This window comes from Orenia metallireducens, assembly GCF_001693735.1.
Classification (GTDB): domain Bacteria; phylum Bacillota; class Halanaerobiia; order Halobacteroidales; family Halobacteroidaceae; genus Orenia; species Orenia metallireducens.
Genome location: NZ_LWDV01000010.1, coordinates 411,308 through 425,533, shown reverse-complemented (window position 1 = coordinate 425,533; position 14,226 = coordinate 411,308). Strand labels below are relative to the sequence as shown.

At 32.5% G+C, this 14,226-nt stretch carries 10 protein-coding genes, 1 pseudogene and 1 riboswitch; of the genes and pseudogenes, 9 read left to right on the top strand and 2 right to left on the bottom strand.

All coding sequences use genetic code 11. From position 1 onward, the window contains the following. Nucleotides 1–14: 14 nt before the first annotated feature. Nucleotides 15–2,048 (bottom strand): ribonucleoside triphosphate reductase, encoded by a 2,034-nt coding sequence (locus tag U472_RS14050; RefSeq protein WP_068719377.1) that lies wholly within the window; start codon nucleotides 2,046–2,048, stop codon nucleotides 15–17. A gap of 769 nt (nucleotides 2,049–2,817) precedes the next feature. Here U472_RS14050 and zupT point away from each other — a divergent pair. Next, nucleotides 2,818–3,627 (top strand): zinc transporter ZupT, encoded by an 810-nt coding sequence (gene zupT, locus U472_RS14045; RefSeq protein ID WP_068719376.1) that lies wholly within the window; start codon nucleotides 2,818–2,820, stop codon nucleotides 3,625–3,627. A 4-nt stretch (nucleotides 3,628–3,631) separates the two neighbouring features. Here zupT and U472_RS14040 read toward each other — a convergent pair whose 3' ends face one another. Next, the gene (locus U472_RS14040) at nucleotides 3,632–4,090 is read right to left on the bottom strand and encodes a spore coat protein (RefSeq protein WP_068719375.1); all 459 of its coding nucleotides are present in this window, start codon (nucleotides 4,088–4,090) and stop codon (nucleotides 3,632–3,634) included. Nucleotides 4,091–4,376: 286 nt separating this feature from the next. On the opposite strand from U472_RS14040, the gene U472_RS14035 reads away from it, so the two are divergent. The 8 genes and pseudogenes from U472_RS14035 to U472_RS14005 form a co-directional block, all read left to right on the top strand. Then, a complete protein-coding gene (locus U472_RS14035) occupies nucleotides 4,377–5,471 on the top strand; it encodes a YibE/F family protein (protein ID WP_068719374.1) in 1,095 nt (364 codons plus the stop codon). 201 nt (nucleotides 5,472–5,672) lie between these two features. Next, on the top strand, nucleotides 5,673–6,848 hold the full coding sequence (locus U472_RS14030) for a S41 family peptidase (RefSeq protein ID WP_068719373.1): 1,176 nt from the start codon (nucleotides 5,673–5,675) through the stop codon (nucleotides 6,846–6,848). A 14-nt stretch (nucleotides 6,849–6,862) separates the two neighbouring features. Beyond that, nucleotides 6,863–8,035 (top strand): divergent polysaccharide deacetylase family protein, encoded by a 1,173-nt coding sequence (locus U472_RS14025; protein WP_068719372.1) that lies wholly within the window; start codon nucleotides 6,863–6,865, stop codon nucleotides 8,033–8,035. Between the two features lie 593 nt (nucleotides 8,036–8,628). Continuing rightward, the gene (gene uvrB, locus U472_RS14020; protein WP_068719371.1) at nucleotides 8,629–10,608 is read left to right on the top strand and encodes an excinuclease ABC subunit UvrB; all 1,980 of its coding nucleotides are present in this window, start codon (nucleotides 8,629–8,631) and stop codon (nucleotides 10,606–10,608) included. Between the two features lie 308 nt (nucleotides 10,609–10,916). Next, a riboswitch (cyclic di-GMP riboswitch) is annotated at nucleotides 10,917–11,001 on the top strand. A gap of 66 nt (nucleotides 11,002–11,067) precedes the next feature. After that, a complete protein-coding gene (locus tag U472_RS16410; protein ID WP_083189967.1) occupies nucleotides 11,068–11,493 on the top strand; it encodes a bacteriohemerythrin in 426 nt (141 codons plus the stop codon). Nucleotides 11,494–12,151: 658 nt separating this feature from the next. Further along, a complete protein-coding gene (locus U472_RS14015; protein WP_068719370.1) occupies nucleotides 12,152–12,961 on the top strand; it encodes an ATP-binding protein in 810 nt (269 codons plus the stop codon). A gap of 399 nt (nucleotides 12,962–13,360) precedes the next feature. Continuing rightward, on the top strand, nucleotides 13,361–13,693 hold the full coding sequence (locus tag U472_RS14010; RefSeq protein WP_068719369.1) for a hypothetical protein: 333 nt from the start codon (nucleotides 13,361–13,363) through the stop codon (nucleotides 13,691–13,693). A gap of 352 nt (nucleotides 13,694–14,045) precedes the next feature. Continuing rightward, nucleotides 14,046–14,226, top strand: a pseudogene (locus U472_RS14005) (IS982 family transposase); the annotation flags it as partial.

Here is a 14,226-nt window from a genome sequence, read left to right as displayed (position 1 = left end):
CTAAAACAACCTTTCTAAGCACTCTGATCTTCTTTAAAATCCATTTCAGCATCACATTTAGGGCAATATTCATGCTCTCCATCTAAATACCCATGAATAGGGCAGACACTAAAGGTTGGAGTGATTGAGTAGTATGGTAATTCAAAGTTATCAGCAATATTCTTAACGAGCTTCTTCACAGATTGAATAGATGGCATCCTTTCACCTAGGAAACCATGGACAACTGTTCCACCAGTATATCTTTTCTGTAATTCATCTTGTAGCTCCAAACTTTCAAAGATATCATCGGTATAGCCTACAGGTAATTGTGTTGAGTTGGTATAGTATGGGTCTGCACCTTCATTTCTGACTCTATCTTCATTGGCACAGATGATATTATTACCAAACTTCTTTTTATCTAAGTTAGCGAAACGATAAGAGGTTCCTTCAGCAGGAGTAGCTTCTAAGTTATAGATATTGCCAGTATCCTCTTGATACTCTACTAGCTTATTACGCATAGCATCCATTACTCTAATAGAGAATTCTCTAGCTTCTGGGTGAGTAATATCCTTACCCATAAAGTTGATTACAGCTTCATTCATACCATTTAATCCGATAGTATTGAAATGGTTCTTCCAATACTCATCAAAACGCATCTTAACATTACGGAGGTAGAACTTGCTATAAGGATATAATCCTTTATCAGTTAATCTCTCTAATATCTTTCTCTTAATCTCTAAGCTCTCTTGAGCTAAATCCATTAAATCATAAGTACGTTTAATGAAATCTTCTTCACTTTCAGCTAGATAACCGATACGTGGCATATTTAAAGTTACAACACCGATACTTCCAGTCATCGGATTGGCACCAAATAATCCTCCACCACGTTTTCTAAGCTCAGTATTGTCGAGTCTAAGACGACAACACATACTTCTAACATCATCAGGCTTCATATCGGAGTTGACGAAGTTACTGAAATATGGAATACCATACTTTGCAGTCATCTCCCAGACTGGTTCTAGAATTTCATTGTCCCAGTCAAAGTCTTTAGTGATATTATAGGTTGGGATAGGGAAGCTGAATACTCTACCTTTAGAGTCACCTTCTAACATGATTTCAGCAAAGGCCTTATTTAACATATCCATCTCTGTTTGGAACTCTTTATAGGTCTTATTTTTAGCCTCTCCACCGATAATTACTGGTTCATCAGCTATAATGCTTGGACAGATTAAGTCCATAGTGATATTAGTAAAAGGTGTTTGGAAGCCTACTCTAGTAGGTACATTAAGGTTAAAGATAAACTCCTGCATAGCTTGTTTAACTTCGTCATAAGTTAAATCATCATATTTGATAAAAGGAGCTAAATATGTGTCAAAGCTTGAAAAAGCTTGGGCTCCAGCACTCTCTCCCTGTAAAGTATAGAAGAAGTTTACTGCTTGTAATAAAGCAGTTCTAAAATGTTTCGGTGGTTTACTCTCTACCTTAGTAGAAACTCCACCAAATCCATTAAGTAGCAAGTCCTTTAAATCCCAACCACAACAATAAACACTTAAATGGCTTAGATCATGGATATGCATGTCTCCTGACAGGTGCTTATCTCTAATCTCTTTAGGATAGATTTCTTGCAACCAATATTGTGCTGTAATTTCAGAAGCAATATGGTTATTTAATCCTTGTAAGGAATAACCCATATTACTATTCTCATTTACCTTCCAATCGCTTCGGTCTAAGTAATTATCTATAGTCTTAAGAGCATCAGTAAATAACTTTTCAGTATCTCGTAATTTTGCATGTTGTTCTCTATAAAGGATATATGCTTTAGCAATAGCGGCATAGCCTTTTTCAATTAGAATCTTCTCTACTAAGTCTTGTACCTGCTCTACTGTTGGAATACCATCTTCTTTAAAGAAAATCTTGAGGTAATCGACTACCTCTTGGCTGATTTCTTCTCCAATGATATCTGATTCTACTCCTACTGCCTTTGCTGCTCTACTAATCGCTTCTTTGATTTTTTCTTTCTTAAAAGGAACATTCTTTCCATTTCGTTTTTTTATGTACTTATTAACCATTAATTTACCTCCTATAACGTTGAATGACAATCCTAATTTTATCTTATTTAGATTTATCTGTCAACCTCTAAACAACAATATATAGTGACGATAAATAACTCACACACTACATATTGTGTCTTTATTAATATTATCTAAAAAATTCAATTTAATTCTTAGAACTTTTTTCTTAGGAAGGAGATTGAATCTAATAATTTTAAAAGAGAGTCAATTTGAGATTAACGTGAAAATTAAAATTTTAGTTACTCCTGTGTAGGATTGATAAAGGACGAAGGAGAGTAACTAGAATGAATCTAGTTTTTCTAATTTACTTTTAAAATTTTTTGAATAGCTATAAGTATCTTATTAAAATTATTAATTAATTTCTTATATATGTGAGAGATTAATTTTATTCTTACTTTTTATCAACTATTAAAGGCTCCTGTGTAATATAGAGCGACAAGGCTAATTTTATATCATCTACTTTTATATGTCAAACTCAACAAGGTCAAGATATAGTGTACTGAATCTATTATAGTACTATATATTGACCCTTATTATGATTATCTAAAGATTTCTATTTAATTCTTGTTATTTTTTTCTTATAAGAAATATATATTTAAGACTATTAATAGGTTCATAATTATAAAATTATAACTATTTATGTGATTAAAGGCAAAATAAGAAGTAGAGAATGAGAAAACTTCTTAGCTTATTTTCAATATATTGCTAAATTTATAATTTATGATATAATTAATAATAATTACTGATAATATAGTGGGGTGTTAAGATGGATAATGTGTTAATTGCTTTTTTACTAACATTATTTGCAGGGTTATCAACGGGAATTGGGAGTGCATTGGCTTTCTTTACTAAACGAACCAATACATCATTTCTAGCAACTTCTTTAGGGTTTTCAGCAGGAGTAATGATTTATGTTTCTTTTGTAGAGATAATAGTAAAGGCTAGGGAGTCCTTAACTTTAGCTTTGGGTGCAGAATTAGGAGAATGGGCAACAGTAGGTGCTTTCTTTTTAGGGGTGTTACTTATAGCTTTAATTGATAAATTAGTTCCAGAAGTGGAAAACCCCCATATTGCTAGGGATAAAGAAGATATTAAAAATTTACAGGAAGATAATCTTGGAGAAGAGAATGAATTATTAAGAATGGGAATATTTTCAGCATTAGCAATTGCTATACATAACTTTCCAGAAGGTTTAGCTACCTTTGCTTCAGCATTATCTGATCCAACTCTGGGAATATCTATTGCTATTGCTGTGGCGATACACAATATTCCAGAGGGAATCTCTGTTTCAGTTCCTGTCTATCATGCTACAGGGGATAGGAAGAAGGCGTTTATCTATTCATTTTTGTCAGGAGTAGCAGAACCATTGGGTGCAATTTTAGGCTATTTTGTATTTAGGTCTTTATTTAGTGATTTAACCTTTGGAATCTTGTTTGCAGTAGTAGCTGGGATTATGGTATTTATCTCTATAGATGAATTATTACCTACATCTCGTAAGTATGGTAAAGGTCATCAGGTTATTTATGGCTTTGTAGCGGGGATGGCAGTGATGGCATTGAGTTTATTATTATTTTAATTCATTATTTTGGATTGTACATACCACGACTTTGCATATAGTTAAAGATTCCCTCTCCATGTTCTTGTTCTTCCTTTTGGATATGGTTTAATACCTGTCGAGCTTCAGAGTTAGTAAATTCAAAGATTGTAGTATTATAAGTAGAAGATACATATTTTTCTGTCATTAACTGGTCAGTACAGAGCTTGTAATCAGTGGGATTTCCAGTCTGACCTTGGCTGATCTGTGGTTGATTGTTCTGCTGTTGATTTCCCTGATTTAGCTGTGAAATAGTACCATTTAATATCTGGCTAATAGGATCAAAGTGTTGTTGTTCTTGATCTGCATAATAACTAAATAGTGCTTTTAATTCTGGGTCTTGAGCTTGATTTGCATAGTCTTTATACTTTTGAATGCAAATCTCCTCATGGCTCTTTTGGTCTTCTAAAAGAGTTCTTTCTTTTTGGGTGAGTATAAGTGCCAAAATATCTCCTCCTTTATTAGTTTATTTTTTGTATCAATGGATTTTTTATTCTGATTTTAAATATTATCTACTCCTTGTATTTAACTGCTAGATAGAATCTAGAATAATAAAGAAGGAATGGGGCTTATTTTCTTGAATATGTAATTATCATGATCTATGATTAATAAATAAAATTTATCCCCTTCTTTTTTTATCCTACTTTTCTATAAAAAATTAGGAGTTTTTTTTATATTAGAATTAATTTACTTATTTTTAAATTTATTAGTAGCAATTAGGAGGGAAATTATTGAAGTTAAAGTATGATTTAGCTATTATATTATTGGTAATATTTGTAGTAGTCTTGTTTAGTAATAAATCTTATGGAGAAGAATATCAAGAAGTTTATTTCCGTGGTAAGGTTATTCAAGTAGATAACCTTGGTTCAGGTGAGGATGGAATGTCATTAGAACAGAAATCACAGGTACTAATAACAAGTGGAGAGTATAAAGGAAGAAAGATTGAAATAAATAGTCTTTATAAAGAGAATCATCCCTATATGAATTTAAAGGTAGAAGAAGGAATGAAGGTTCTCTTAGTAACTAATGAAGCAGATGATGAGTTAGGTGAGGTCTATTTACATGATGTAATAAGGGATTATGGTGTTTATTATTTGCTTGTGATTTTTGCATTACTCTTATTGATAATTGGTAGGGGGCAAGGGTTAAAGACGATTATTACTCTAGTATTTACAGGAATAATAATCGTGAAGATGATGCTCCCTCTACTTTTACAAGGGAAGGATCCAATTTTTGTAGCGGTTATGTCAGCTATTGTGATTATTGTACCTACTCTATTAATTATTGGTGGATTCAACTCTAAATCTATTGCTTCAATTATAGGAACAGGCTTTGGTGTAATAACATCTGGTATTTTGGCATTATGGATAGGCAAAATCTCTTATTTGACAGGATTTAGTAGTGAAGAGTCTAAAATATTAATTTATATGGATAATAATATAAATATTAGGGGACTATTATTTGCGGGAATTATTATAGGTTCCTTGGGAGCAATAACTGATGTCTGCATGTCTATCTCATCAGCTATATTTGAAATTAAGCAATTAAATAAATCTTTAGGATATACTGAGATGTTCCAAGCTGGATTGAATGTTGGACGAGATATTATGGGAACGATGTCTAATACCTTATTGTTGGCTTATGTTGGTGGATCTATACCTTTATTATTGGTTCTGTTAGAGGCAGAGTTGCCTTGGATTAGGATTATTAATATGGATGTTATTGTAACAGAATTTGTAAGTGGACTTGCTGGTAGTATAGGACTAATTATTGCTATTCCAGTAACAGCTTTTTTTGCTGCGGTATTAATGTGGTTGGATAACTGATAAAATTATTTTGAATAGATAGTTAACAATATATATTATTTATTATAATAAAATGAAAGAGCAAGTAATTTAAGCAATTAGATTAAAGCATACCACAATTAACTATAATATATAGCTTTATTATAGGTAGATTGTTTGCGAAAGCTAAAAATAAATGGTAAAATTAAATGTAATAAACCAAGTAGGAAGGTAGGAAAACATATGTTTAAAAAGAATAGAACACTTGGAATAATTTTAATATTATTCATGTTAGTCACTGCTGGAAGTGTGGGATTTTTCTTCCATAAAGCCCAAGCAAATCAAGTAAGTGAACTGGATATGTTTAAAAAATTATTTGTAATAGTAGATTTAGTGAAAAGAAGTTATGTTGAAGAAACAGATATAAATACATTGCTAACGGGTGCTATTGATGGGATGCTGGAGAGTTTAGATGACCCTTATACTGTTTATCTACCACCACGTGATTTTAAGAATATGCAAGAAGAGTTTGATGGTAAATATGGTGGGATTGGAATAGTTATTACTATGAAGGAGAAACAATTAACTGTGGTCTCTCCAATAACAGGAACCCCTGGAGAACGTGTTGGCTTACAAGGTGGAGATATGATTATGGCTATTGATGGTGTATCAACTAAGGATATGCCCATGGATGATGCTGTAGGGATGATGAAGGGTAAGCCTGGTACAGAGGTAACCTTAACTATTAAGAGAAAAGCAGAGGAAGAATCTGTAGATGAGACTAAAGAGTTTGATATAGATATTGTTCGAGAAGAGATAGAGCTTTCTTATGTTGAATCTGAGATGAAGACAGACAAGATTGGTTACATTCGTTTATCTCAATTTATTGATGGTGTAGGAGAAGAGATTGCTACTGAGATTGAAAAGCTACATAAAAAAGGAGCTAAAGCTTATATTCTTGACTTAAGAAATAATCCAGGAGGATTATTGGGTGAAGCTTCTAAGGTAGCAAGTAACTTTATTGATAAAGGGTATGTCGTTCATGTCAAAGAACGCCAAGGAGAGAAGACATCTATTCCTGTTTATAGTCGAATTACAGCAATAGATGATCCATTAGTAATACTTGTAAATGGAGGGAGTGCTAGTGCTTCTGAAATTGTAACTGGAGCTATTCAGGATAATCAACGAGGGGTTATTGTGGGAGAAAAGACCTTTGGCAAAGGTGTAGTACAGAGTGTAATACCATTGTCTGATGGTTCTGCTGTGAAGTTGACTACTGCTAAATACTATACTCCAAAGGATAGATTTATCCATCATCAGGGAATTGAGCCTGATGTCGAAGTTAAGTATAATCCTGATACTGAAGCAGATGAGCAATTAGATGAAGCGATTAAGATATTGGAGGGTAAATTAAATTAGAGAGGACTTTTCTAATGATGAGAGATAAGGTGTTGGTTGTTTTTTTTAGTCTGACTCTATTATTGTTACTTACATCTTGTAGTCAAGATACTGAGCCAGTAGTCAACCAAGATAAGGTAACAATGGGTCAAGATCCAGTGGCTGAAAATATAGAGATAGATTATAGTAATACAATAGATGATTATAATAATTATATAGATAGTCTTTTAGAAGAATTAGAATTAAATGATGAAGAGTTTATTGTTCAAACATCAGAAGAGAAGAAAGATAGAAAGGTAGATGAGTATCATTTTACTTGGACATATAACTACCGTGAGTTAGAGATCCCGCTCTTTGGGAATAAACTCAGATTATTAGAGACTATTAAAGATGAAATTGTTCATAGATTGGAAGAGAAATTTGCGATAGTAGAGGTAGATTGGGTAGAGGAAGAAAAGCAAGAGTTAGATATTAAACTTGCTTTTAAACCTCAGTCTAAAGGTGAGAAGATAGTCACCCATCAGCTTAAATTGGTTCAAGCTAAGCCCAAGGCAAAGTTGGCAATTATATTAGATGATTGGGGCTTTAACCGTAAAGGGACTAAAGAGATGTTGAGTATTAACCGACCTTTGACGATGGCTGTTTTACCTTTTAGACCCTATTCTCAAAAGGATGCTAAATTGATTAAAGAAGCGGGATTTGAGATGACTCTACATCAACCATTAGAGCCGACCAGTCCAGAGGTAGATCCTGGTGAAGGGGCTATTTATACTACTATGAATAGTGAAGAGATTAAAGAAACTTTAGAAGAAAATTTAGCTAGCTTACCTGATATATCAGGTATTAACCATCATATGGGTTCTAAGGGTTCAGCTGATAGCCATGTAATGACAGAGATTATGAATGTATTAAGAGAAACAGATTTATTTTATGTAGATAGTAGTACCTCTCATAAGTCAGTTGCTTTTAAAACTGCTCAAGAGTATGGGGTTCCAACAGCAGCAAACTATCTTTTTATAGATAATGTTGATGAGAAAGAGGCTGTTGAGAAGATGTTACTTCGTTTAGCAAAAGTAGCCTTAAAAAGGAAAGAATTAGTGATTATTGGGCATATAAGGATGAATACTGCTTTAGCGCTTCAAGAGGTAATCCCTACTATCGAAGAAATGGGAGTTAAATTGGTTTATGCTTCTGAGTTAGTTGAATAAGTATAAGTTGTAATTTTAGAAGAGAAGAGCACCTGCTGTTGTGGGTGCTTTTTCAGTTTTTAATTGTTTACTCTACTAATTATAATTTGAGATATGTGTGATGATAGATAATAGGGTATTGCGACATTTTCGTGTCAGTTGACAGTGTATGGTAAACAGTGGACAGTTAAGTCTTTAAAAACGGAAAAAATTTCTGTTTGAACGAAGCAAAGATTGATCTAAAATTTAGAGTTTAATTGGATTTTAATTAGAGAACCGGATTAATGATAATGGTTAGTATTTTGATTGCTGAGTGAGTGGGCTCTGCCACGGAGAGTCTTGATCGGGTTCTCACCACAAAGGGTTTGCTTTTTAAACCCGTAGGTTAGACTCGTAGGATATTTTTTCCTAGACTTTTTAGTGACTTTTGCGGCGATGGCAAAAGTTATTCGGGAAAAAGCTGATAAGCTTTCCCGAAATATATCTTAATAATTTTGTTAACTTTTTAAAAAGTAAAGTGTCGCAATATTTATCTATAGTATTAATTTATTTACTAGTAAGAATATAATAATACTATTGTACATTGACCATTATTAAAAGATGAGGTGAATATCATGTCTGAATTTAAATTAGTTTCTAAATATTCTCCGAAAGGGGACCAACCAGCAGCGATTGAAAAATTAGCTAAAGGGATAAAAGATGGTATGAAGGAGCAAACTCTGTTAGGGGTAACTGGCTCAGGTAAGACCTTTACTATAGCAAATGTAATTGAGAAGGTACAGAAGCCTACCTTAGTAATTGCCCATAATAAGACTTTGGCTGCTCAATTATGTAGTGAGTTTATGGAGTTCTTTCCTGAGAATAAGGTGGGTTATTTTGTTAGTTACTATGACTATTATCAACCAGAGGCCTATGTTCCTCAGACCGATACTTACATAGAGAAGGATTCTTCTATTAATGAAGAGGTTGATAAGATGAGATTAGCAGCTACTAGTGCTTTATTTGAGCGGGAAGATGTGATTATTGTATCTAGTGTATCTTGTATCTATGGATTAGGTAATCCAGCAGATTATTTAGATTTGACCTGCCATCTAAAGCAAGGTATGATTAAGGATCGTAGTGATATCATTAGAGAGCTGATAGGTATTCAGTATAAGAGAAATCAGATTGATTTTGCACGGGGAACCTTTAGAGTTAATGGTGATGTGATCGAGATAATTCCTGCTTATGAAGATAAGGCATATCGAGTTGAACTTTTTGGCGATGAGATTGATCAGATTAAAGAGATAAATACTTTAACTGGGGAGATCTTGGGGACACTAGATGAATTAACTATTTATCCAGCCAGCCACTTTGTTACACCAGAAGATAAGATAGAGCGGGCTTTAAAGGAGATTGAAGAGGAGTTGGAAGAGAGGCTTGACTATTTAAGAAGTCAAGGCAAGTTATTAGAGGCTCAGAGGCTAGAAGAGAGGACTAAATATGATATGGAGATGTTAGCTGAAGTTGGCTTCTGTTCAGGGATAGAGAACTATTCTCGTCTGTTAGAAGGAAGAGCAGTAGGAAGTCGACCACAGACCTTAATTGATTATTTCCCCGATGATTTTTTATTAGTAATCGATGAATCCCATAAGACAATACCTCAGATTGGGGGAATGTATGCAGGAGACCGTTCTAGAAAAGAAAAGCTGGTAGAGTATGGTTTTAGGTTACCTTCTGCCTTAGATAATAGACCCTTACAGTTTAATGAATTTGAGAGTTTGATCAATCAGGCTATCTATATCTCTGCTACACCAGCTGATTATGAGTTAGAGCATAGTGAGCAGGTTGTAGAGCAGATTGTTCGTCCAACTGGATTAATAGACCCAGAGGTTGAAGTCAGACCTATCAAGAATCAAATTGATAATTTATTAGATGAAATTCATCAGGTAATTGATAATGGTGAAAGGATTTTGGTAACCACCTTGACTAAGAAGATGGCAGAGGATTTGACTGTTTATCTGGAGCGAGCAGGGATTAAGGTTAGATATCTCCACTCTGATATAGATACTATTGAAAGGCTAGAGATTATTAGAGATTTACGTTTAGGTAAGTTTGATGTTCTAGTAGGGATTAACCTATTAAGGGAAGGTCTAGACATTCCTGAGGTATCCTTAGTAGCTATCTTAGATGCTGATAAGGAAGGGTTCTTACGGTCTAATCGTTCTCTCATCCAGACAATTGGACGGGCTGCTCGTAATGCTAATGGTAAGGTAATCATGTATGCTGATAAGATGACAGATTCGATGAAGGAAGCTATTGATGAGACCAATCGTCGTCGCAAATTACAGATGGAATTTAATCAAGAGCATGGAATCATACCTCAGACTATTAAAAAAGAGGTTAGAGAAGTACTCCGACCTGTGGATATGATAGCAGAGACTAGAGAAGAGTATAAGGTTGATGAAGAAGAATTAGAGGAGATGTCAGAGGCAGAAATCTTAAGAGAGATTGCTGAATTAGAAGAAGAGATGGAGGAAGCAGCGGCGAATCTAGAATTTGAATTAGCAGCACAAATTAGAGATGAGATTGAAGAGTTAAGAACTAAATTATAAAGCCTACCATATGTTTTAATAGGATAGAGAAGAATTCTTCTCTATCCTATCTTAAGTTAAATTATCGATCTTTCTAATCTCTTAATCACAAATTTGTTAGATTACTTCTCTTATCATCTTTTATCTGGTTTTAATTAATTGTATAATAATATGTAGAGGTGAAATTAATAATTTAAATTTCTAATTAATATAAATTGATAGAAGATTAGTTAAAAATTAATTAAAGCTTGATTAAAATTTAATTAAAAAGAAGGAATTATCATAATTTTTAGCTAAGTAAGATTAGAGTGATAAAATTACATAAGTGAAATTATTAAGGAACTGTGAAGTATAACCTGTATTTGGTCACCTAAGGGTTATATGGAGTTAATGGTGAAACCACCCTATATTATTTCTTATAATATAGGGTTTTATATTTTTGATTATAATTTAATCTTTGGATGGAGGTTGGATAATAAAATGACCGAGTGGAATAGTGAGTTAGAACTTGGGTATCCCAAAATAGATAATCATCACAGGATATTTTTGAAAACAATAAATAAATTTCTTCAAAAACTGAATCAAGGGGTAGATTTAAAGGTAGATTTAGAGACTTTATTATATTTCTTAACTGATTATGTAGAGACTCATTTTATTGAAGAAGAGCAAATTTTAAAGAAAATTAACTATTTTAATTATAGTAAGCATAAGCAAGCACATCAACGTTTAAAAGAGAATTTGGGGAAATTGAAAAGAAAGTATTGGGAATTAGTGCAGGATAGCTCCGATCTTTTTTTAATTAAATTGTTTATAACCAATTTAAAAGAAGATTTGATTAATAAATTGGTAGCTCATATGAAAGAAGAAGATAGTGATATAATCATTAAGGTAGAAGAAGCTTTATAAGTATAGGTGATTCTATTTTTAAAAGTATTATATAAAGTTTAGTAGCAGGTATTCAATTTTGAATATTTATCTGATTTAGAGTCAAAGTATCTTGAGGATAGATTATTAATTTATAGAATAAAAGAACAAGTAACTGCTATTTTAGACAGCGACTTGTTCTTTGTTACATTCTTCACAATATTGATAATAATTATAGGGCTTAGTCATAATATTGTTGAAGTAGGAACATGTCTTTACTGATTTACAGTCTTTGCAATCTTTTATTTTATCTCTTTTTTTATGTTACTCCTTATTTAGTAATTTTTTTCACATTGATAGTAAAAATAAAAATATATAGTGATAATCTTTTATCATTTGTAATCTTAGGTTAACTCGGACTTAATAAAGATATTTTTTATTCTAAATAATGATAGGTTTAAGGACTATATAAAGATAATTATAAAATAAGAGGAGATTAGAATGAAATATATAATAGTATAAAGGTTGGCAAATAGATATTTTATAAATTTTCTCTTCTATGTGAGTCAATTCACAGAACTACTAGTGGAAAGAGATTATAATTTAATTAAGCTAAGAGTTAGAGATTAATGGCTGAGGTCTTTATATATAGTAATCAGTAACGAATAATGAGTAGAAAAATACTAAGGGGGAGATTTAAATGGCTAAAAGACAGATTATTAAGATTAATGAAGATAAATGTAATGGATGTGGATTATGTGTAACAGGATGCCATGAAGGGGCTTTACAGATCGTTAATGGCAAGGCTAAGTTGGTAAATGAGAGTTTTTGTGATGGATTTGGCGACTGTATTGGAGAGTGTCCTACTGGAGCATTGGTAATTGAAGAGCGAGAGGCTAAGGAGTTTGACTTGGATGCAACAGCAGAGCATGTTAGAGCTTTAAGAGGTGATGAGGCAGTGGAAGAGATGATGAAGGCTCAAGAGATACATGAAGTTAAAGAGGAAACTCCAAAGCATAGTCATGGTGGAGGATGTCCAGGCAGTAGAATGAGAGTAATGAAAAAACCTAGTGGTGGCTGTCCAGGAAGTCAGGCTAAGAGTTTGAAGAAGAATGATAATAATGGAGATTCTGATGTAGAGGTTCAATCAACATTGCAACAATGGCCTGTACAGATTAGCTTATTATCACCATTTGCACCATACTTCAAGAATGCGGATCTATTGATTACAGCAGACTGTGTACCTTTTGCTTATGGAAATTATCACCGTAAGCTATTAAAAGGAAAGGCAGTAGCAATTGGCTGTCCGAAGCTAGATGATGGCGAGGCTTATGTAGATAAATTAGCAACAATTATTGCTAATAATGATTTAAATAGTATTACTGTAGCTAGAATGGAAGTGCCTTGCTGTGGTGGAATGGTAAGAATTACAGAAGAGGCAGTTAAGAGATCAGGAGTAGATATAGAGGTTGAGATTGTAACTATTGGAATTGATGGGGAGCTTAAATAATTGAAAAACTATATTCTTAAACAGGCTGAGAAGCCTGTTTTTGCTTATATATAATTATGTTTGTAATTGTTTGACAAGAAGCAAAAAAGTAGTAAAATCAATAATGAACAATGAACAGTGTTCATAGTAGGTAGAAAATGCAGTATCAAAAAGAAGAGATCAGAGGTGCAATCTTAAAAGCAGCTAAGAATGAATTTGCTAAACATGGTTATCATCAGGCTCCTATTAGGCAGATGTTTTAGCAAGTAATATTTACAATTACTTTGGAAGTAAGGATGAAATTTTTAAAGAAGTAATAAGCCCTATTTTAAATAAGATTAGAAAAGCTAAGAATTTCATTCAAGAACATGAATTTAATAAAAGTCCAGAAGAGAGTTTGAGTTTAGAGGAACATTTAATATGATGTTAGTTTCTACTGATTTTGTTGAAGATAACAGAGAACTACTTAATTTATTATTATTTAAAGCACATGGTTCTTCTTTAGAGAATTATGGAGAAGAGCTGATTGAGTGGCATACAGATAGATGGTATTCTTATATTGAAAAAAATGATATGGTTTCTCTAGGTAAATTCATAATTCGTAATATTATAGCTGTTTTTTATAATTTAATTAAGGAAATTTTATTACATGATATTAGAGGTCAAGAATTGAAGCAGGCGGCTATGGAGATGATGACCTTTTTTTATAGTGTTTGGAATGGATTAATAGAGTGGAAGAAAGATAATAATTAATTTTTTATAAATAAAAAGGAACGGTGTTTATTTTTAATTAAAGATAATTGACTTTATTTAATAACCTATAAAGAATAAATTTTTTATAATCAAAAATGAATAATGTTCTTAAAAGGAGGGCTTGTGAAGCTAACAGATAAGGTTATCTTTATTACTAAAGGAGGTTTAGGACTAGGATTAGACTTGCTAAAAGTTTTATTATTAAACTGACTATTTTAATCGTCAGTTTTTATTTTACTTTATAATATAAAAATATAACGCGTTGTGCTAGTTAAATTTAAATAGAAAAACCCCAGCAAAAGATGTTATCCTATAATAAATACAACCAATATTTAAAATAGGAGGATAACATATGCTGGAGTCCAATAACTATTATACCATAGAAATTGAAAATTTAAGAGACTTTATTACTATTATTTATGTTATAATTGATGACATTTATCAAGAAGTAACCCCAACACATATTAAAGAACGCCGTAATATTGATAAAGCAATCCTTTCTGATAGTGAGATAATTACTATCAGTATTGTAG

What these genes read in the sequence shown, in the direction of transcription:
- U472_RS14050 (WP_068719377.1), bottom strand. Translation starts at nt 2,048, where the DNA reads ATGGTTAATAAGTACATAAAAAAACGAAATGGAAAGAATGTTCCTTTT.
- zupT (WP_068719376.1), top strand. Translation starts at nt 2,818, where the DNA reads ATGGATAATGTGTTAATTGCTTTTTTACTAACATTATTTGCAGGGTTA.
- U472_RS14030 (WP_068719373.1), top strand. Translation starts at nt 5,673, where the DNA reads ATGTTTAAAAAGAATAGAACACTTGGAATAATTTTAATATTATTCATG.
- U472_RS14025 (WP_068719372.1), top strand. Translation starts at nt 6,863, where the DNA reads ATGATGAGAGATAAGGTGTTGGTTGTTTTTTTTAGTCTGACTCTATTA.
- uvrB (WP_068719371.1), top strand. Translation starts at nt 8,629, where the DNA reads ATGTCTGAATTTAAATTAGTTTCTAAATATTCTCCGAAAGGGGACCAA.
- U472_RS16410 (WP_083189967.1), top strand. Translation starts at nt 11,068, where the DNA reads ATGACCGAGTGGAATAGTGAGTTAGAACTTGGGTATCCCAAAATAGAT.
- U472_RS14015 (WP_068719370.1), top strand. Translation starts at nt 12,152, where the DNA reads ATGGCTAAAAGACAGATTATTAAGATTAATGAAGATAAATGTAATGGA.
- U472_RS14010 (WP_068719369.1), top strand. Translation starts at nt 13,361, where the DNA reads ATGATGTTAGTTTCTACTGATTTTGTTGAAGATAACAGAGAACTACTT.